Genomic DNA, 19,172 nt, shown 5'->3' on the forward strand with positions numbered 1-19,172 from the left:
CGGGCCCGTCCCCGGCGCCCGGCCCCGAGCCGCGGCGGGCGACGCGGCCGCCCGATCCCCGGCTGCCGAGGCGGCCGCCCGATCCCGGCCGCCGATGCGGCCGTCGGACGCCCGGCCGTCTCCCGACGCCGCGCTCCCCCAGCCGCCTAGTGCTGCGTCCGCAGGAAGTCGGCCAGTGCCTCCAGCAGCCGGTCGGCGTCCTCGTCGGTGTTGTACGGGGCCAGGCCGACGCGCAGGCCGCCGGTGTCGCCCAGGCCGAGGTGGCGCGACGCCTCCAGGGCGTAGAAGGAGCCGGACGGCGCGGCGACGGCCCGTCCGGCCAGATGGCGGTAGGCGTCGGCGGTGTCCCGGCCCTGGATCGTGAGCAGCAGCGTGGGGGTGCGGCGGGCCGCGCGCGAGTGCACGGTGATCTCCGGGAAACCGGCCAGGCCCTCCTCGATGCGGCGGCGCAGCGCGTCCTCGTGCTCCTCCAGGGACGCCAGGGAGGTGAGCAGCCGTTCGCGCCGGGTGCCGCGCGCCCCGGGGTCCATGCCGGCGAGGAAGTCCACGGCGGCGCGGGTGCCGGCCAGCAGCTCGTAGGGCAGGGTGCCCAGTTCGAAGCGCTCGGGCACGGCGTCGGTGGAGGGCAGCAGCTTGTCGGGGCGCAGGGTCCCGAGCAGCTCGGGCCGGGCCGCGAGCACGCCCAGATGGGGTCCGAGGAACTTGTACGGGGAGCAGACGAAGAAGTCCGCGCCGAGCCGTGCCAGGTCGACCGGGGCGTGGGCGGTGTGGTGCACGCCGTCCACGTACAGCAGGGCGCCCGCGTCGTGGGCCAGGGCGGCGATCGCGGGGAGGTCGGGCTGGGTGCCGATCAGGTTGGAGGCGGCGGTGACCGCGACCAGCCGGGTGCGGCCGGACAGCTGGGCGGCGATGTCGCCGGGGGTGAGCTCGCCCGTGGCCGGGTCGAAGGCGGCCCTGCGCACGACGGCGCCGGCCGCCTCGGCGGCCTGGACCCAGGGCCGGATGTTGGCGTCGTGGTCGAGCCGGGTGACGACCACCTCGTCGCCGGGCGCCCAGGTCCGGGCCAGGGTGCGGGCGAAGTCGTAGGTGAGCTGGGTGGCGCTGCGCCCGAAGACGATGCCGGAGGGCTCCGCGCCGAGCAGGTCGGCCATGGCCCGCCGGGCCGTGCCGACGCACTCCTCGGCGTTGCGCTCCCCCTCCGTGCACTGTCCCCGGTTGGCCAGCGGGCCGGCCAGCGCGTCGGCGACCGCGTCGATCACCGGCTGGGGCGTCTGGCTGCCGCCGGGGCCGTCGAAGTGGGCCCAGCCCGCCTTGAGCGCGGGGAACTGCGCGCGTACGGCGTCGATGTCATGACTCACCTGGGACTCCTCGGGCTCACTGGACCGCGCCGGCGCCCGGCGCGCTCGGCGATCTGCGCTCCTCCAGCGCAGCCTGCCATGCCGGGAGCCGGGCCTCGGGGGCGGGTTCCGCGCGGTGGCCGCCGCGGGCGAAGAAGTCGGCGAGCGGGAGGATGGCGGCGCCGACCGTGACGGCGTCCGGGCCGAGGCGGCCGAGGTCGATGCGCACCTTCCGCGCCGGGTGGCGCAGCGCGTAGGCCGTGGCGTGCCGGCGCACCGCGGGCAGGAAGCGGGCGCCTAGCTGGAGGCCGGCCCAGCCGCCGATGAGGATCCGCTCGGGCTGGAAGAGGTTGATCAGGTCCGACAGGCCGGCGCCCAGGTACTCGGCGGTCTCCTCGAGCACGGCGAGCGCCACCGGGTCGGCGGCGGCGCCCTCGGGCGGGTACGCGGCGGCCAGCATGGCGGTGAGCGCGGTCTCCTCGTCGGCGTCCCGCGGCGGGTTGCCGCCCCCCTCGCTCCAGCGGGCGAGCAGCGACTCGGCGCCGGCGTACGCCTCCAGGCAGCCCAGCGCGCCGCACCGGCAGCGGCGCCCGCGCACCCGTACCGTCAGATGGCCCCATTCGACGGCCCGGCCGCGCTCGACCTCGGGCGTGACCAGGCAGGCGCCCACACCGGAGCCGAAGAGCACCACGACCGCGTTGCCGGCGCCGCGTCCGGCGCCGAACCACATCTCGGCCTGTCCGAGCGTCTTGGCGCCGTTGTCGATGAAGTACGGCACGCCGTCCGGCAGCTGGGTGCCGGCGCGCAGCAGGGCCTCCAGGGGCACGGCGTCCCAGCCGATGGTCTGCCCGTGCACCACGGCGCCGCGGTCGGGGGTGCGCTCCACGATGCCGGGGACGCCGATGCCCACGCCGAGGAGCAGCTCGGGTGCGAGACCGGCGGCGGCGAGCACCTCGGCGATGCCGTCCCGTACGTGGCCGGTGATCACACCGACGTCGTACCCCTGGGACTCCAGCGGGCGCTGGGTGCGGGCGAGCTCGGTGAGGGCGAGGTCGAACAGTTCGACGCGCACCCGGGTCTCGCCGACGTCCACGCCGATCATGTGGCCGCTGCCCGGGGCGACGCGCAGCAGGGTGCGCGGGCGGCCTCCGTCGGAGTCGACGCTGCCCGCCTCCTCCACGAGGCCGTCGGCGACGAGGTCGGCCACCACGTTGCTGACCGAGCCGGAACTCAGGCCGGTCGCCGGGCCGAGTTCGAAGCGGCTGAGCGGACCGTCGAAGTACAGCCGCTGCAGTACGGCCGTACGGTTGCCCCGCCTGAGATCGCGCACCGTGCGCCCGTTCCGCCCCGCCATGTGGCTCCCCTGTCAACCGTCTTCCCGAGCTGCAACATACCGTCGCGAGCCACGTGTGCGCGACTTCCTCCCTCACTTAGACCACGCAATAAATTAAGCCGTGAGTCTTCCGTTGAGCCGCTTTCCGTCATCACACGGGGACCCGGCGGCGGAAATCCGTTGGCCCACGGCCCGCCAAGCTGCCTACCCTAGCTTTGAAGCTAATGCCCTTAGGTTTCGCTTCCTTTTCCGCCTTCCGCACCGACGCACTCCCCCGGAGGCTTTCATGAGACCACTGACCGAGCAGGACATCCGCGCCTCCTTCGTGAACTGTTCCAAGGGCGAGGCCAAGCGCCTGGCCGTGCCGCGCGACCTGGGCGAGCGGCCCTGGGACGATCTCGACTTCCTCGGCTGGCGCGATCCGGGCGCCCCGGACCGCAGCTATCTCGTGACCGAGCGCCAGGGCCGGCCGGTGGGCGTGGCGCTGCGCTTCCCGCCCTCCCAGCGCGGTTTCCTGCACCGCAGTCTGTGCTCGGTGTGCCTGACCACCCACCGCGGCGGCGGGGTGTCGCTGATGACCGCGCGCAAGGCGGGCGCGGCGGGCCGCGAGGGCAACTCGGTCGGCGTGTACATGTGCAGCGATCTGGCCTGCTCCCTGTACGTGCGCGGCAAGAAGGTGCCCGACTCGGGCGCCCGTTTCGAGGAGAGCCTGACCCTTCAGGAGCAGATCGCCCGGGCGACCGGCAACCTGGCCGCCTTCCTGGACAAGCTGGGCGCCTGACCGGGCGCCCCCGGCACGCCGGGCACTCCCGGTACGCCCGGCACTCCTCGCGCGCCCGCTCCTCCGCCCGCCCGGTGCTTCCGGCACGCCGCGGCACACCCGCACGTTCGGCCTGGCGGTGAACGGGGAAGAGCGGAAGAGATGCACGTTGTACACAAGTGGGCCTCGTCCCTCATGGGGCTGGTGAAACGGCACCGTCACCCCCTGGTGGTACAGGCGCTGCGGTCGACGGTCGCCGCGACGATCGCGTATGTGATCGCCAAGTGGCTGAGCCCCGAGCCCGCCCCGCTGACCGCTCCCCTGACCGCCCTGCTGGTCGTCCAGGTCACCCTGTTCGCCACCCTGAAGACGAGCATCCGCCGGGTGAACTCCGTGGTGGCCGGCGTGATCGTGGCCATCGCCTTCTCACTGCTGGTGGGGCTGACCTGGTGGAGTCTGGCGCTGGTGATCCTGGCCGGGCTGGCCGTCGGGCACCTGGTGCGGGTGGACGAGTTCGTGGCCGAGGTGGCGATCAGCGCGATGCTGGTCCTCGGCGTCACCACCGTGGGCAGCACGGCCTGGGCCCGGATCGTGGAGACGCTGATCGGCGCGGCGGTCGGCCTGGCCTGCAACATCCTGCTGGCTCCGCCGGTGTGGACCGAGCAGGCGGGCGAGTCGATCGAGGGGCTGGCGCGCCGGATGCGGCAGCTGATGCTGCACATGGGCGACGAGATCACCGGCGGCCTGCCGGTGGAGCAGGCGGCCGCCCGGCTGCACGAGGCGCGCCGCCTGGACCACGACATCGCCGACGTGGACAGCGCCCTGCGGCAGGCCGAGGACAGCCTCAAGCTCAACCCGCGGGTGCGCGAGGGGCTGCTGAACCGGGTGGTGCTGCGCACCGGGCTGGACACGCTGGAGATCTGCACGGTCGTGCTGCGGGTGCTGGCGCGCACCTTCACGGACCTGGCCAAGCAGCGCGCGCCCGAGCCGCTGTTCTCGCCGCAGACCGGCGCCCTGGTGCAGCAGTTGCTGTGCGAGATCTCCGACGCCGTGGTCAGCTACGCGGTGCTGGTGACCGCGGACGTCAGCCTGAGCGCCGAGTCGGCCGAGGAGCGGCTGGCCGCCGAACTGCGCCAGGCCGGGGCCACCCGGGACAAGCTGGCGCAGCTGCTGCTGGAGGAGGTGCAGCAGGACGCCGGCAACTGGCACCTGCACGGCGCGGTGCTCACCGAGGTCAACCGCATCCTCGACGAGATGGACATCGAGCACCGCTCGCAGCGGCTGCTGGAGGAGCTGGACCGGCACACCCGTGAGCAGTTCGAGCGCCTGCCGCGGCTGACCCGGCTGGCGGACCGGCTCGGCGCGCCGGTCGGCGCGGCACGGAACCGGCAGTACCTCGAGCGGCGTTCTCGGTGAGGGGACCGGGCGCGCGCCCGGTGCCCGTTCGCCCGGGCGGGGTGCGCGCCACCGCACCGGGGTTCCACGACGGAGGGGGACGTGCGCATGACGGACACCACGGTGCGGATCGACGGGAACACTCTGCGGCTGCCGGGCGGGGTGGCGGTGCGGTTCGTGCGCACCCTGCGGCTGCCGGAGTCGGGCACCCATCCGCTGCCGCCGGGGCTGGGCGAGTTCCCCGTACGGCGCGTGGCGGACTACGCGGACACGGTGCCCGAGCAGTGGCGGGCCCGCGGCGGGGTGATGCTGCCGGTGTATCTGCGGGAGGCCATGTGGCTGAGCTTCGCGGGCACCACCGAGCCGGCCGCCCTGCAGGTCGGGGTGGGCAAGGTGTGCGCGGTCTCGGGCCGGCCCTGGAGCGACCGCCTGCGGCGCAAGCCGCAGAACTACGTGGTGCTGCCGCGCCAGCCCTGGCTGGACGGGATCAACTCCGGCAAGGGCACCGTCCGCCAGTTCGTGGCCGTGCCGCTCGGCCTCGGCGCGACGGTCGAGGCTCAGGTCACCGGCGAGGAGGTGTGGGGCGGCGTACAGCTGCAGACGTTCCCGCTGAACGACGCGGCGCTCGCCCGGTGGCGGGAGGAGGAGCGGCTGCGGCGGCAGGCGGCGGCCCGCCCGGCCGGCGGCACCGGCTTCCCCCTGGCGGCGCCGCCCGCGCCGGGTGCGGCGCCCGGCGGCTACGGCGCGCCGCCCCCCGCACCCGCCGCCTTCGGCGCGCCGCCCCCCGCGCCCGGCGCGCCGGCGGCCCGTCCCCGGGCCGCCGCGGCCATGGGGCTCGGCGTGGGCGGCTCCATGCGCCAGGAGGTGTACCGGGACGACCGGCCGCTGCGCGACTGGGCCGGCAAGCCCGCCGGACGCGTCTTCGTGCACCTGGTGACGCCGCCGGAGTGGCGCCGCATCACCGGGGAGGCTCCTCCGCCGTCGCCGGTGGACCGCGCCGCGTACACCCGGGCGGGTCTGCCCTGGTTCGACTACTACGACCAGGACGCCGAGGACCTGGACCCCTCCGGCACGCTCTCCGGGGTCAAGCCGGTCGGTGACTGGCTCGGCGAGGACCACGAGCCGTGGCAGGCCCCGTCGGCGCACCAGGTGCGGCCCCTCAAGGACGCGCCGGGCAAGCCGGTGGAGGACGGGGACTGGTAGGCGGCACCGGGCCCGGGCGGCGGAGAGGCACCGCTCGACGGCGAGGCGCGGCAGGCGCCGCGGTCCGCGCCGTCGGTGTCGCGGTCGCGGTCCCCGGCCTCGCGGTGAGCGCAACCGTGTTGCCCGGGAAAGATGGTCCGTTGTCGCCTGTCGCCCGGGAGGGGCGTCCGTCGTTGCCACGCGAAGGCCGTCCCTTGTCGTCACGTGCAGGTCGTGTCGTCACGTGCAGGTCGTGTCGTCACGCAGGTCGTCCGTCGTTGCCACGCCAAGGTCGTCCGTTGTTGCCCCGGGAGGGCGGTCCGGGTCAAGGTGGCGGTCACGACCGTGACGGCGGACTACCTGAGGTGCGGGCATGGACAAGCGAGGTCCCCGGGAGGGCTGGAGCAGGCGCCGCTTCGTCGGGGCGGTGGCGGCGGCCGCCGTACCGGCGGCGGTCCCGGCGCTCGGGGCGTGCCGGCGCGAGTCCGCGCCGGACACCGCGCCGCGGGCTCCCGAGGCCGGTGCGAGCACGCGGGACGCGGCGCGCGCGCCGTCCGGCCCCCGCCCGCTGTACATAGGCACCTACACCTCCGTCGAGGGCGGCGGCGAGGGCATCGGCCTGGCCGAGTACGACCCGGTGGCGGGCACCGTCACCGGGCGGGGCACCCTCACCGGCGTCGCCGACCCGTCGTATCTCGCCGTGCACCCGGACGGCCGCACCCTGTACGCGGTCGACGAGAGCGCGCGGGGGGCCGTGACCGCCGTACGGACGGCCGACCGCAAGGTGCTGGGGACCCGCGGCACCGGCGGGGCGGGCCCGTGCCATCTGTCCGTGCACCCCTCCGGGCGCTGGTTGCTGACCGCGAACTACCAGTCCGGCAGCGTGTCCGTGCACCCGATCGAGGGCTCGGGCGCGCTCGGCGAGCGCACCGGCCTCGTCACGCACACCGGCCCGCCGGGGCCGGGACAGCAGGGGCCGCACGCCCACCAGGTCGTCACCAGCCCGGACGGCGGCCATGTCCTCGCCGTGGACCTGGGCACCGACACCGTCCACACCTACCGGCTGGACACCCGCCGGGGCCGGCTCGGCGAGGTCTCCCGGGCGCGGACGCGTCCCGGGGCCGGTCCGCGCCACCTGACCTTCCACCCCGGGGGCCGGTACGCCTATCTCGCCAACGAGGTCGACGACACGGTGGCCGTCTGCGCCTACGAGCCCGCGACCGGCCGGCTCACCGTCGGCGCGCCGCAGCCCACCGGCTCGGGCGGCGGCACCAACTATCCTGCCCAGATCCTGGTGACGTCCGACGGCAGGTTCGCCTACCTCGCCAACCGGGGGCACAACAGCCTGGCCCGCTTCGCGGTCGAGGCGGACGGCGCCCGGCTCCGGCTGCTGGACACGGTTGCCGTCGGGGGCGACTTCCCCCGGCAGATCGCCTTCTCGCCGGACGGCACCCTGCTGTTCGCCGCCAACCAGAAGTCCGGCACGGTCACGGTCTTCCACGTGGACCGGGCGAGCGGGGCACTGCGGCCGGCGGGCGGGCCGTTCGCCTCACCGGTCGCCGTCTGCGCGCTGCCGCTGTAGGGCGCGCGCACAGGGGGCGCTCGCCCGGGCGAGCAGGACGTGCACCCGCTCGGTGAGGAGGCCGACGTCGTCGGCGGGCGCGTGGAAGGGCAGGCGCACGTCGCCATGGGTGCGGGCCCGTTCGATGCGGAGCGTCAGCCCGTGCCGGTCGACGGCGAGCGGGCGTACCCGCACCGCTCCGTGCAGGCTGCCGGGCGCGACAAGCCGGGTGAGACGCTGCACCGCGTCGGGGTGGACGTCGGCCAGGTGGGTGAGCAGGCGCGCCTCCGCCCCGGCCAGCGGGTCGGGCGTGGCGGCGGCGAACTCGGCGGGGGGCACCGTGACCGCGCCGGTCGCCTCGCGCAGCACGATGCGCGTGGGGCGGAGCGCCAGGTGCCCGTCCCCACCGTCCTCGGGGACGAACCACCCGGCGAGCCACAGCCGCGCCCGGATCCGGTGGCGCACCGGGACGGGTGCGACGTCGGCGAACTCCAGCACGGCGGACGGCTCGCCGCGCGGCGCGCACAGCGCCGCGGTGGTCAGGGCGCTGTCGTCGGGCGCGCGCAGCAGGATCCGCCCGTCCTCGGTGACGGTGTGCGCACCGGCGTACTCCTCCCGTGCGCCGGCCGCGGTCACCGCGCAGGACCACGCGGTGGCGAGCACCGAGCGGGCGCGCTGTGCCGCGCTCGGCGCCGCCGTCCCGGTGCCGCCGAAGGTGTCGCTGTCATCCATCCCCGAACCTCCTCATTAGGTAAGGCTTGCCTAACCTATCGAAGATCGGGGCGCACGCCAACCGCCCCCCTCCACGGGACGGGCGCCGCCTCAGGGGGCGAGCACGCCGAGCAGCGCCCGGGCGCACAGGTCACGGACCTGCTCGCGGGCCGGCCTGCCCGCGCGCAGCCACTCCAGGCAGACCGCGGTGGTGAACGCCAGCCAGCCGCGGACGGCCAGTTCCAGGTCGGGGCGGCGGCCGGCCGTCAGGGGGCCGAACTCGGGGTCCTCGGCGAGGGCCGCGAGGATCTGCCGCTCCTGGGCGGCCAGGGCCCGCCGGTAGACCCGGCGCACGGCCTGGTCGCCCGCCGCGTCGGCGCGGTGGAAGGCGCGGTAGCCGTGCGCGTGGGTCTCGACGTACTCCAGGTACGTGTCCAGGGCCGCCGCCAGCTGCTCGCGCACCGGCACTCCGGGCACCGCCGCGGTCATCCGCAGCATCCGCTCGCTCTCGCGTTCCACCACCGCGGCGAAGAAGTCACGCTTGGTCGGGAAGTAGTGGTAGAGCAGCCCCCGGGAGACTCCCGCCCGCTCCGCGACCTGTTCGATCCACACGTCGTCGTAGGGACTCTCGGAGAACAGCCGGGCCCCGACCGACAGCAGCTGCTCCCTGCGCTCGCCGGTGCTGAGGCGGCGGCGGGTGCGCTGCTCCCCCGGGTTCGCGGCCATGCCCGCACTCTACTTGACGTGCGCTCAGCAACCGGATCACACTGAGGCGCGTTGTTGAACCCACGTACAACACGCTGCGGGTATGGGAGATCGCCTCATGGCGCAGACGACGACGGCCGGGCTGCCGAAGGGCTTCCGCGACGCGGAGCAGGGCTGGCCGGAACTGCACCGCATCCCCCATCCGCGGCACCGCCTCCCCTTCCTCGGCGACGTGCTCGGCGCCCGCCCCCGTACTCCGCTGCAGGACTCGATGCGCCACGCCCGGGAACTCGGCCCCGTCTTCCGCCGGAAGGCGTTCGGCAAGGAGTTCGTGTTCGTCTGGGGCGCGCGGCCGGCCGCCGACCTCGCCGACGAGACCCGTTTCGCCAAGCACGTGGGACTCGGCGTCGCCAACCTCAGGCCGGTCGCCGGGGACGGGCTGTTCACCGCGTACAACCACGAGCCCAACTGGCAGCTCGCGCACGACGTGCTGGCTCCGGGCTTCAGCCGCGAGGCCATGGCGGGCTACCACGTGATGATGCTGGACGTGGCCGCACGGCTCGTCGGCCACTGGGACCGCGCGCAGGCCGCGGGACGCGCGGTGGACGTGCCCGGCGACATGACCCGGCTGACCCTGGAGACGATCGCGCGCACCGGCTTCGGCCACGACTTCGGCTCCTTCGAGCGGGCCCGCCCGCACCCCTTCGTCACCGCCATGGTCGGCACCCTCACCTACGCCCAGCGCCTGAACACGGTGCCCGCGCCGCTCGCCCCGTACCTGCTGCGCGGCGCGAGCCGGCGCAACGCCGCCGACATCGCCCGCCTCAACCGCACGGTGGACGACCTCGTCGACGCCCGCCGCGGGGCCGGCCGCGGCGGCGGGGGCGGCGAGGGCGACCTGCTCGACCGGATGCTGGAGGTGGCCCACCCGGAGACGGGCGAACGGCTGTCCGCGGAGAACGTGCGCCGCCAGGTGATCACCTTCCTGGTGGCGGGCCACGAGACGACGTCCGGAGCGCTGTCCTTCGCGCTGCACCACCTCGCCCGGCACCCCGACGTCGCCGCCCGCGCCCGTGCCGAGGTGGACCGGGTGTGGGGCGACGCGCCCGCCCCCGGATACGAGCAGGTCGCCCGGCTGCGGTACGTGCGCCGGGTGCTGGACGAGTCGCTGCGGCTGTGGCCGACCGCGCCCGCCTTCGCCCGCGAGGCCCGGCGGGACACGGTGCTCGCCGGGGAGCACCCGATGCGGCGGGGCGCGTGGGCGCTGGTGCTCACGCCCATGCTGCACCGCGACCCCGAGGTGTGGGGCGCGGACGCGGAGCGCTTCGACCCCGACCGGTTCGAGCCGCGGGCGGTGCGGGCCCGTCCCCCGCACGTCTTCAAGCCGTTCGGAACCGGGGCCCGGGCGTGCATCGGCCGGCAGTTCGCGCTGCACGAGGCGACCCTGGTCCTCGGCCTGCTGCTGCGCCGCTACGAACTGCGCGCCGACCCCGGCTACCGCCTGAAGGTCACCGAACGGCTCACCCTGATGCCCGAGGGCCTGAGACTACGGCTCGACCGCCGCCCCGCCCCGGCCTCCTCCGCCCCGGCCCCCGCCCCCGCCGCGCGAGCCACGGCCGGCCGGCAGGCAGGGGCGGGGTCAGGGGCCGGCGCCACCGGCTGTGAGGCCGGGGCCGGGACGGATGCGGAGGGCTGAGGCGGGGCCGAGACCGCGGCACGGCGGAGGGCCGGGTGCCGCACGTGAGCCGGGTCCGGGTCCAGGTCGACGCAGGCCCCCGGGGTCGATGCGGGCCCTGGCGGTGGCCGGGCAGTGTCCCGGGGCCGGAGCCGGACCGGACACCTCGTCCGGGGCCGGGTGGCGCGCCGGGCGGTGGGGAGCGGGCGGGGATCAGGCCGGGGTGGTCCAGTGCGCCGGGTGTGTGACCGATCGGGGCAGCCGGGTGCCGGAGCTGCCCCGGGCCGCCTCGAGCTGCGGCTGGGTGAGGAAGAAGGCGCCGGTCAGATCGGCGTCGGTGAGGTCGGCGTCGCGCAGGTCGGCGCCTATCAGGTCCGCGCCGCGCAGATCGGCGCCCGTCAGATCGGCCGCTATCAGCAGGGCCCCGCGCAGGGTGGACCCGCGGAGGTCGGCGCCCCTGAGCCGGGCGCCCACCAGGTCCGCGCCGCGCCGGTCCCGCCGGCCGCCCTTGCGGCTCCTGCCGCCCTTGCCGCCCCCGGCCTCCTTGCCGGGCCTCCCGCCCTCCTGGCCGAGGGCCTCCGCGCGGACCAGTTCGCTGGTGCGCAGCAGCAGTACGTTGACCTCCTGGCGGTGCGAGGCGACGTCCAGCGCGGCGAGTTCCGCGGGCGGGAGGAGGGTGAGCCGCTCGGTCCGCTCCAGGGCCTCGCGCAGCCCGGCGTGCACCGGGCGGGCGGCGGGCAGGGTGAGCGCCTCGGTGAGGTACCAGAGCAGCTCGTGCAGTTGGCGTACGACCGGAAACGCCTCGAACATGCCGCGGGCGTCCCCGGCGGAGGCGGTGCGCCAGTCCCGTCCGCCGAAGGTGACCTGGGAGACCTTCTGCCCGGCGCCGAAGCAGTCGTAGACCGTGCAGCCGGTGAAGCCCCGCTGCCTGAGCCGCGCGTGGATACCGCACCGGTGGTCGTCCCCCAGGTTCGGGCACGCCTTCCCCGCGGGCTTGTCCAGGGCGAAGTCCGCGGACGCGGCGAACGGCAGGGCGACGCAGCACAGCCCGAAGCAGCGCGCGCAGTCACCGCGCAGCCCGGAGGTGTCGACGGCCGGCTCGGCGGCTTCCTGATCAGGCATGCCGTCCACCCTACTGACCCGCACGGACCGGCCCGGACGCGGCCGGACCAGCGGGCGGGCGGGCCGGGACGTGCCGGCCGGGACCGTGCGGCGGCCCCGCGCGCTGGGCCGCCGGGCGGTCCCGGCGGACGTCAGGCTTCCCCCGCGGCGGCTGCCACGCCGAGGCGTTCGAGCCGCTCCGGGTCGGCCAGGATGTACATCCGGGTGATCCTGCCGTCCGCGACGGTGACGCCCATGACCGACAGCGGGCGTCCCTGCGGCGCGTTGGCCACCCCGATCGCGCCGTTGACCAGCACCAGCCGGGCGGAGCCGGCGTACTGCGCGAAGGTGAGCGCCTGCGCGGCCACCGTCCTCGCCCCGTGCACCACCTTGGAGGCCGCGCCGCCCCGGACCAGCGTGCCGGAGTCGACGCGCAGCACGACGTCCGGGTGGAGGACGGCGACCAGCGCCTCGAAGTCACCGGCGCGCGAGGCGGCCAGGAAGGCCTCCAGGACCTGCTTCTGCCGGCCGAGGTCCGCCTCCTGCGACGGGGTGGCGCCCTGCACCCGGCGCCGCGCGCGGCTGGCGAGCTGCCGGGTGGCGGCCGGGGTGCGCTCCACGATCGGGGCGATGTCGTCGAAGGGCACCGCGAACAGGTCGTGCAGCACGAACGCCAGCCGCTCGTCCGGCTCCAGCGTCTCCAGCACGACCAGCAGGGCGAGCCCCACCGAGTCGGCCTCCAGCACCTCCTGCTCGGGGTCGATCCGGGTCAGCGGCCGGATCACGGGGTCGGGGACGAAGGTGTCGTCCAGCGGCTCCTCGCGGCGCGAGCCGCGCGCCCGCAGCAGGTCCAGACAGACCCGGCCGGTCACCGTGGTGAGCCAGGCGCCCAGGTTCTGGATGGCGCCGGCGTCCGTGCGGCTGAGCTTGAGCCAGGTCTCCTGGACGGCGTCCTCGGCCTCGGCCAGCGAGCCGAGCATCCGGTAGGCCACCGCCCGCAACTGCCCGCGGTGCTCCTCGAAGCGGCGCGCCAGGAGATCCCGGCCGTCCGTGGCTTCCATCGGTACTCCCTGTCCTTCCCGGTGCTCCCGGGTGCCCGCCGCCGTCATCGGGGGAACAGTTCGAACGGCACGGCCGGCTTCCCGCCGAACCGCTCGCCCGCCGCCGCGGTGCTCGACGTCAGGAAGGCGCGCGCGTACGCCTCGGGGTCCTGCTCGGTCAACGCCTCGATGTAGGTGCGGTGTTCCAGCAGGGAGCGCACCGCCCGCTCCAGCCCCGGCCCGGCGTCCACGGCGTGGGTGGGCGCGGGCGAACCCGCGACGGCGACCCAGCGCACCCCGTCCCACGGCTCGAGCCCCCGCTCGGTCAGCTCCGGGAAGATCCAGCGGTTGCCCGCGTCCGTCGCCGCGTCCAGGGTGGCCCGGCCCACGGCCACGTGGTCCGGGGTGTTCCACGCGACGCCGCCCCAGGTGTCCCGGTGGTTGAGGGTGATGACCAGTTCGGGACGGTGGCGGCGGATGGCCGCCGCGATGTCACGGCGCAGGGCGGTGCCGTACTCGATCACACCGTCGCGGTGGTCGAGGAACTCGACCTCGCTCACCCCGACGACGGCGGCGCTCGCCCGCTGCTCCCGTTCCCGCAGCGGGCCGCAGACGGCCGGGTCCAGGGTGTCGATGCCCGCCTCGCCGCGGGTGGCGAGGACGTAGACGATCTCGCGGCCGGCGTCGGTCCAGGCGGCCACCGCGGCCGAGCAGCCGTACTCGAGGTCGTCCGGGTGCGCCACCACGGCGAGCGCGCGGCGCCAGTCGTCGGGCATGGGCTCAAGCGGCTTGATCGTCGGCTCGGTCATGCCCGCAGACTAGCCGCCCGTGCCGACGCCACCGCCCGCGACCGCGACGATTCGGCCGCCCCACCCGCACCGCACCGCCGGGCGGCACCGCACGGCCGGGCCACTCCGCCCCGCCGGGTCGCACCGCACCGCCGGGCGCCACGCCGCACCGCCGGGCGCCACGCCGCACTGCCGGGCCGCAGACGTCTACGCCTCGTCGCGCACCAGGGCGAGCAGGCGGTCGAGGACGCGGGGGCCGCCGGCCCGGAGGCCGTCGTGCTCGAACTCGTCGGTGACCCAGGTGCGCAGGCCCCGGACGGCGCGGGCGGTGTCGAGGGCGTGCGCGGTGTCGACGTACATGTCGTCGTGGTAGACGGCCGCGGCCACCGGGACCTCGTTGGCGGCGAGGCGGGCCCGGTCGTAGAGGCGGGGCCAGCCGGTGCGGGCGGCGAGCAGTTCGGCGGTCTCGCGCAGCGGGCGCAGCGCGGGGTCGCAGTCGAACATCCAGGGGTGCACCGACTCGCCGGTGAACAGCAGCGGCCCGTCACCGGCCAGCGCCTTGGCGGCGTCGAACTGCGGGAACTCGGCCCGGACGCGTTCCGCGGACCAGGCCGTGGGGCGGTCGTCCTGGCCGTAGACCGGCTCGTGCAGGAGGGCGTACAGGGGGTGTCCCGCGTACGACAGCAGGCCCTGGACCTCCTCCTGGAAGGCGTCGGACAGCTCGTGCCCGGCGGGGGTGCGGACGAAGGCGTGCTCGAGCAGGAAGTGCAGGCGGTGGCTGCCGTCGCCGCTGCCCAGCATGATGCCGAGCGACTGGAACGCCTCGACGGTCAGGCGGTAGCCGCCGGGGAGGACCACGTCGTGGGTGAGGAGGTGGTCGGCGATACGGCGGGCGCGGTCGACGTCCTGGGGGTAGCGGGCGTAGTGGGCGGCGACCTTGCGCTCGATGCGCGGGTAGGCGGCCCGGTAGACGTCGTCGGCGTGGGCGTCGAGGGCGGGGAGCCCGCCGGTGAGCAGGGCGGCGGACAGCCCCTCGGGGTGGGTGGAGAGGTAGTTCACCGTGCAGAACCCGCCGAAGCTCTGGCCGAGGACGGTCCACGGGGCGCCACCGGTGACGTGCGGGCGGATGGCCTCGCAGTCGCGGACGATGGAGTCCGCGCGGAAGTGCGCGAGGTACTCGGCCTGTGCGGCGGGGCCGCCGCGCAGCGGCAGCGTCTGCCGGTTGGCGGGCGTGGAGTGGCCGGTGCCGCGCTGGTCGAGCAGCAGCACCCGGTAGTCCTCGAGGGCCCGGCCGAGCCAGGCCTGCCGTCCGATGAAACGGTTCGCCCCGAAGCCGGGGCCGCCCTGGAGGTAGACCAGCCACGGCAGGTCCTGGCCCGCCTTGTCACTGGCGACGGCCTCCCGGGCGTAGAGCTCGATGCTCTCCCCCGCCGGGTCGTCGTGGTCGAGCGGCACGGTGAAGGAGCGGTCGGTGAGGACGACGCCGGGCTGGCGGTAGCTGACGGACAAGGAAGCTCCCGGGACGGAGGTTTTACGGCCGCGTCCCAGTTGAGCACACGAACCTGCGCCGTCCGACCCCTGGGATCATGAAATTCCGCCGAATCCGCCGTCGCGGGCCCGGCGGACGGGCGGCGGTTCGCGCGGCGCGTCCGGGCCGGGACCGGCCCCGTCGGGGGCGCCGGGCTCCCCGGTGCGGCGGTCCCGGACCTGGTTCGGGCCGCGCGGGCCGCCGACGTACGCGATCGAGCGGTGCCCGGCGTCCACCAGGTGCCGTACCGCGAGGGCCGCGCACGCCACGTCGTCGACGGACCGCCGCCGGCGGGGGCCGAGTCCCGGCTCACCTGACTACGCTTCACTTGTCCGATGATCGACACCGAGGAGCCGCGATGCGTGTCGCACTGTTCCTGACCTGTGTCAACGACACGCTCTATCCGGACACCGGGCGAGCCGTGGTCAAGCTGCTGACCCGGCTGGGCGTGGACGTCGACTTCCCCCTGGGCCAGACGTGCTGCGGGCAGGCGCACTACAACACCGGCTACCGGCACGAGGCCGAGCCGCTCGCCCGGCGCTTCGCCGAGGTCTTCCGGGGCTACGAGGCGGTGGTGACGCCGTCCGGGTCCTGCGCGGCGATGGTGCGGGAGCTGTATCCGCGGATGGGCGCGCGGGCGCGGGCCGAGGGCCGCGGCGACGGCCTGGAGCGCGTGCTCGCGCCGGTGGTGCCCCGGACGTACGAGCTGACCGAGTTCCTGGTGGACGTGCTGGGGGTGACGGACGTGGGGGCGTACTACCCGCACCGGGTGACGTACCACCCCACCTGCCACGGGCTGCGCGCCCTCGGCCTCGGGGACCGGCCGGAGCGGCTGCTGCGGGCGGTCCGGGGCCTGGAGCTGGTGGAGCTGCCCGGCGCCGACGAGTGCTGCGGTTTCGGCGGGACCTTCGCGGTGAAGAACCCCGACGTCTCGGCGGCGATGGGCGCCGACAAGGTGCGCAACGCCCGGTCCACCGGCGCCGAGGTGCTGTGCGCGGCCGACAACTCCTGCCTCATGCACCTCGGTGGGACCATGAGCCGGCTGGACGCGGGGATGCGGCCGGTGCACATCGCGGAGATCCTGGCGAGCACACAGGAGGAGCCTGCCGTATGAGCGCTACGTTCGTGGGCATGCCCGCGTTCCCGGCCGCGGCGCGCGCGGCGGTCGCCGACCCGACCCTGCGCGGCAATCTGCGCCACGCCACGCACACCATCCGGGACAAGCGGGCCCGCGCGGTGGCCGAGGTGTCCGACTGGGCGGCGCTGCGGGAGGCGGGCCGGCAGATCAAGGACCACACCCTGCGGCACCTGGACCGCTATCTGGTCCAGGTGGAGGAGGCGGTCACGGCGGCCGGCGGCACCGTGCACTGGGCGGTGGACGCGGCCGAGGCCAACCGGATCGTCGCCGGTCTCGTGAGGGAGACGGGCGAGACGGAGGTCGTCAAGGTCAAGTCGATGGCCACCCAGGAGATCGGTCTGAACGAGGCGCTCGAGGCGGAGGGCATCCGCGCCTACGAGACCGATCTCGCCGAGCTGATCGTGCAGTTGGGCCGGGACCGGCCGTCCCACATCCTGGTGCCGGCGATCCACCGCAACCGCGGGGAGATCCGGGACATCTTCCGTTCCGAGATGGGGCGGTGGGGCCGCCCGGCCCCGGAGGGGCTGACCGACACGCCCGCCGAACTCGCCGAGGCGGCCCGGCTGCACCTGCGGGAGAAGTTCCTGCGCGCCAAGGTCGGCGTCTCCGGCGCCAACTTCGTGGTCGCCGAGACCGGCACGCTGGTGGTCGTGGAGTCCGAGGGCAACGGGCGGATGTGCCTGACCCTGCCGGAGACGCTGATCTCGGTCGTCGGCATCGAGAAGATCGTGCCCACCTGGCAGGACCTGGAGGTGTTCCTGCAGACGCTGCCCCGCTCCTCCACGGCCGAGCGCATGAACCCCTACACCTCGATGTGGACCGGCACCACGGACGGCGACGGGCCGAGCGCCTTCCATCTGGTGCTGCTGGACAACGGCCGCACCGACACCCTCGCCGACGAGGTCGGCCGGCAGGCCCTGCGCTGCATCCGCTGCTCGGCCTGCCTCAACGTCTGCCCGGTGTACGAGCGGGCCGGCGGACACGCCTACGGTTCGGTCTACCCGGGCCCGATCGGCGCCATCCTCAGTCCCCAACTGCGCGGCACGGCAAGCGAGATCGACGCCTCCCTGCCGTACGCCTCGTCGCTGTGCGGGGCCTGCTACGAGGCGTGCCCGGTGGCGATCGACATCCCCGAGGTGCTGGTGCATCTGCGCGAACGCGTCGTGCAGGGCGGCGCGGCCACCCGCGGCGGCAACAGGGTGGTGCTGCGGCCGGCGAAGGGACACGCCGCCGAGCGGGCGGCGATGCGCGCGGCCCGCTGGGCCTTCACCCACCCGGGCGCCCTGCGCGGCGGCCAGCGGCTGGCGTCGCGCACCCGCCGGCTGCATCCGCGCACCCTGCCGGGTCCCGGGCGGGCCTGGACGGGCACCCGCGACCTGCCGCCCGTGCCCGCGGAGCCGTTCCGCGACTGGTGGCAGCGCACCCGGCGGGAGCGCACCCGGGGCGGGAACGACGGCGAGGGGGCCGCGAAGTGAGCAGCAGGGACCGCATTCTGGGCCGGGTACGGCGCGCGCTGGCGGACGTGCCCCGGGACGACGCCCCGTACGAGCGGGCCGTGGCACGCGACTATCTGCGGCAGCACGGCGAGCGCGACGCCGGGGAGACGGTGGAGCTGCTGGCCGCGAACCTGGCGGACTACCGGGCGGTGGTGCACCGCGCGGACGCCGAGGAGCTGCCGTACCTGATGATGCGGCTGCTCGCCGAACGCGGGTCGGAGCAGGTGCTCGTACCGCCGGGGCTGCCGCCCGCCTGGCTGTCGGCCGCCGATCCGGTCCGCGTCCACGACCGTGCCGTGAGCACCGCGCGGGAGCTGGACCGCGTCGGCAGCGTGGTGACCGGCTGCGCGGTCGCGATCGCCGAGACGGGCACGATCGTCCTGGACGGCTCCCCCGACCAGAGCCGCCGCCGCATCACACTCGTCCCGGACCACCACATCTGCGTCGTGCGGGTCCCGGAGCAGGTCGTCTCCTCCATCCCGCAGGCCCTCGCCCGCCTGGACCCGGCCCGCCCGCTGACCTGGATCTCCGGCCCCTCCGCGACCAGCGACATCGAGCTGAACCGCGTGGAGGGCGTCCACGGACCGCGCACGTTGGAGGTGGTGCTCCTCACCGACGGCTGAGGGGCCCGCCGCCGGCCGCGGCCGGACGGTGCGCCGCCGGGCGCTCGGTGTCCCCGGTTCTGGGGACGGTGCGCCGGTGGACGGGGGCGGTCCGCCGGCCGTCGGCGGGTGCGGGCGGGCGGCCGGGTCAGCAGAAGGCGATCGGGGCGCCGCGGCGTATGCAGTGCTCGGCCGCGCGCAGGTACAGGGCGACGTAGAACGCGGCGTCCAGATCCTCGCTCCACGGGCCCGGCCGGGCGGCGGCCACCTGCTCGGCGGCGCCGTCCAGGAACCACATCGTCAGGTCGAGGTTGTCGCACGCCGACGGCACCTCGGGCGGCAGCTCCAGCAGGGCCGCCAGCCGCCGGGCGAGCGCCAGCACCCGCGGTGCGCCGGCGACCACCGTCTCGTCGGCGTAGGCGTCGGGCACGGGCAGCCGGATCTCCTCCTCCAGCGGGAGGGGGACCAGCAGCGACCAGCCGCTCAGCGTCTCGCTCTCCTGAGGGGACAGATGGGCCGTGCACAGGGCGGCGAACCCGTCCATCGGGGGCACCAGCTTCTCCTCGAAGGACTGCCCTGCACCGCGTACGAGGCGCGTCTCCTCGGGCGGCGGGGCAAGCGGCGGCAGACCGCGACGGCCCAGCTCCTCGTTCAGCGCGGCGGCCAGCGCTCCGCGCCCGTCCTCGCTGTCGTCGGACCACGCCTGCGCACCGACATCGACCAGATAGACACCCATGACCGCACCGTAGCGGCCACCACCGACAACGCGACCCGGCGCCCGGGCGCTGGCCTGACGGGGGCCCGGCGGGAGCCCGGGCGA

Annotated in this window: 17 protein-coding genes and 1 pseudogene; 8 read left to right on the plus strand and 10 right to left on the minus strand. The window is 75.4% G+C overall.

The genetic code is table 11. The features are described from left to right. Positions 1-146: 146 nt before the first annotated feature. Positions 147-1,358 carry a cysteine desulfurase-like protein gene (locus ACI2LW_RS04645; RefSeq protein WP_404729666.1) on the minus strand — a complete coding sequence of 404 codons (1,212 nt, stop codon included), beginning with the start codon at positions 1,356-1,358 and terminating at the stop codon, positions 147-149. A 16-nt stretch (positions 1,359-1,374) separates the two neighbouring features. After that, positions 1,375-2,691: an ROK family protein gene (locus ACI2LW_RS04650; RefSeq protein WP_404729667.1), complete on the minus strand. Its 1,317-nt coding sequence runs from the start codon at positions 2,689-2,691 to the stop codon at positions 1,375-1,377. A gap of 265 nt (positions 2,692-2,956) precedes the next feature. Here ACI2LW_RS04650 and ACI2LW_RS04655 point away from each other — a divergent pair, with 265 nt between their 5' ends. From ACI2LW_RS04655 to ACI2LW_RS04670, 4 genes are all read left to right on the plus strand, one after another. Next, positions 2,957-3,451: an FBP domain-containing protein gene (locus ACI2LW_RS04655; RefSeq protein ID WP_404729668.1), complete on the plus strand. Its 495-nt coding sequence runs from the start codon at positions 2,957-2,959 to the stop codon at positions 3,449-3,451. A gap of 141 nt (positions 3,452-3,592) precedes the next feature. Beyond that, the gene (locus tag ACI2LW_RS04660; protein WP_404729669.1) at positions 3,593-4,846 is read left to right on the plus strand and encodes an aromatic acid exporter family protein; all 1,254 of its coding nucleotides are present in this window, start codon (positions 3,593-3,595) and stop codon (positions 4,844-4,846) included. An 87-nt stretch (positions 4,847-4,933) separates the two neighbouring features. After that, complete coding sequence (locus tag ACI2LW_RS04665) at positions 4,934-6,028, plus strand: hypothetical protein (RefSeq protein ID WP_404729670.1); 1,095 nt, start codon at positions 4,934-4,936, stop codon at positions 6,026-6,028. Positions 6,029-6,380: 352 nt separating this feature from the next. Next, a complete protein-coding gene (locus ACI2LW_RS04670; RefSeq protein ID WP_404729671.1) occupies positions 6,381-7,589 on the plus strand; it encodes a lactonase family protein in 1,209 nt (402 codons plus the stop codon). Here the strand turns inward: ACI2LW_RS04670 and ACI2LW_RS04675 are convergent. Continuing rightward, entirely contained in the window at positions 7,557-8,300 is a 744-nt protein-coding gene (locus ACI2LW_RS04675) for a DUF2470 domain-containing protein (protein WP_404729672.1), read from the minus strand. The genes ACI2LW_RS04670 and ACI2LW_RS04675 overlap by 33 nt on opposite strands. 90 nt (positions 8,301-8,390) lie before the next feature. Then, on the minus strand, positions 8,391-9,005 hold the full coding sequence (locus ACI2LW_RS04680; RefSeq protein WP_404729673.1) for a TetR/AcrR family transcriptional regulator: 615 nt from the start codon (positions 9,003-9,005) through the stop codon (positions 8,391-8,393). A 97-nt stretch (positions 9,006-9,102) separates the two neighbouring features. Here ACI2LW_RS04680 and ACI2LW_RS04685 point away from each other — a divergent pair, with 97 nt between their 5' ends. Then, positions 9,103-10,680, plus strand: a complete 1,578-nt coding sequence (locus ACI2LW_RS04685; RefSeq protein WP_404729954.1) for a cytochrome P450 — start codon at positions 9,103-9,105, stop codon at positions 10,678-10,680. A gap of 192 nt (positions 10,681-10,872) precedes the next feature. Here ACI2LW_RS04685 and ACI2LW_RS04690 read toward each other — a convergent pair whose 3' ends face one another. From ACI2LW_RS04690 to ACI2LW_RS04710, 5 genes and pseudogenes are all read right to left on the minus strand, one after another. Beyond that, on the minus strand, positions 10,873-11,781 hold the full coding sequence (locus ACI2LW_RS04690) for a pentapeptide repeat-containing protein (protein ID WP_404729674.1): 909 nt from the start codon (positions 11,779-11,781) through the stop codon (positions 10,873-10,875). Between the two features lie 131 nt (positions 11,782-11,912). Further along, positions 11,913-12,821: an RNA polymerase sigma factor SigJ gene (gene sigJ, locus ACI2LW_RS04695; protein ID WP_404729675.1), complete on the minus strand. Its 909-nt coding sequence runs from the start codon at positions 12,819-12,821 to the stop codon at positions 11,913-11,915. Between the two features lie 44 nt (positions 12,822-12,865). After that, positions 12,866-13,609, minus strand: coding sequence for a PIG-L deacetylase family protein (locus ACI2LW_RS04700; RefSeq protein ID WP_404729676.1), 744 nt, complete (start codon positions 13,607-13,609; stop codon positions 12,866-12,868). A gap of 186 nt (positions 13,610-13,795) precedes the next feature. After that, positions 13,796-15,097, minus strand: coding sequence for an alpha/beta fold hydrolase (locus ACI2LW_RS04705; RefSeq protein ID WP_404729677.1), 1,302 nt, complete (start codon positions 15,095-15,097; stop codon positions 13,796-13,798). A gap of 93 nt (positions 15,098-15,190) precedes the next feature. Then, a pseudogene (locus ACI2LW_RS04710) lies at positions 15,191-15,397 on the minus strand (LacI family transcriptional regulator); the annotation flags it as partial. 77 nt (positions 15,398-15,474) lie between these two features. Here ACI2LW_RS04710 and ACI2LW_RS04715 point away from each other — a divergent pair. From ACI2LW_RS04715 to ACI2LW_RS04725, 3 genes are read left to right on the plus strand one after another with little or no spacing between them, the layout of a single operon-like run. Then, positions 15,475-16,230, plus strand: a complete 756-nt coding sequence (locus ACI2LW_RS04715) for a (Fe-S)-binding protein (protein ID WP_404729678.1) — start codon at positions 15,475-15,477, stop codon at positions 16,228-16,230. After that, a complete protein-coding gene (locus ACI2LW_RS04720; RefSeq protein ID WP_404729679.1) occupies positions 16,227-17,729 on the plus strand; it encodes a lactate utilization protein B in 1,503 nt (500 codons plus the stop codon). The genes ACI2LW_RS04715 and ACI2LW_RS04720 overlap by 4 nt, the downstream gene beginning before the upstream one ends. Beyond that, complete coding sequence (locus ACI2LW_RS04725; RefSeq protein ID WP_404729680.1) at positions 17,726-18,373, plus strand: lactate utilization protein C; 648 nt, start codon at positions 17,726-17,728, stop codon at positions 18,371-18,373. Before ACI2LW_RS04720 ends, ACI2LW_RS04725 begins: the two co-directional genes overlap by 4 nt. Positions 18,374-18,500: 127 nt before the next feature. Here the strand turns inward: ACI2LW_RS04725 and ACI2LW_RS04730 are convergent, their stop codons facing one another. Next, positions 18,501-19,088, minus strand: coding sequence for a hypothetical protein (locus tag ACI2LW_RS04730; protein ID WP_404729681.1), 588 nt, complete (start codon positions 19,086-19,088; stop codon positions 18,501-18,503). Positions 19,089-19,172: the final 84 nt, after the last annotated feature.

It is taken from the genome of Streptomyces sp. NPDC004065 (assembly GCF_044903565.1).
In the GTDB taxonomy this organism is placed as follows: domain Bacteria; phylum Actinomycetota; class Actinomycetes; order Streptomycetales; family Streptomycetaceae; genus Streptomyces.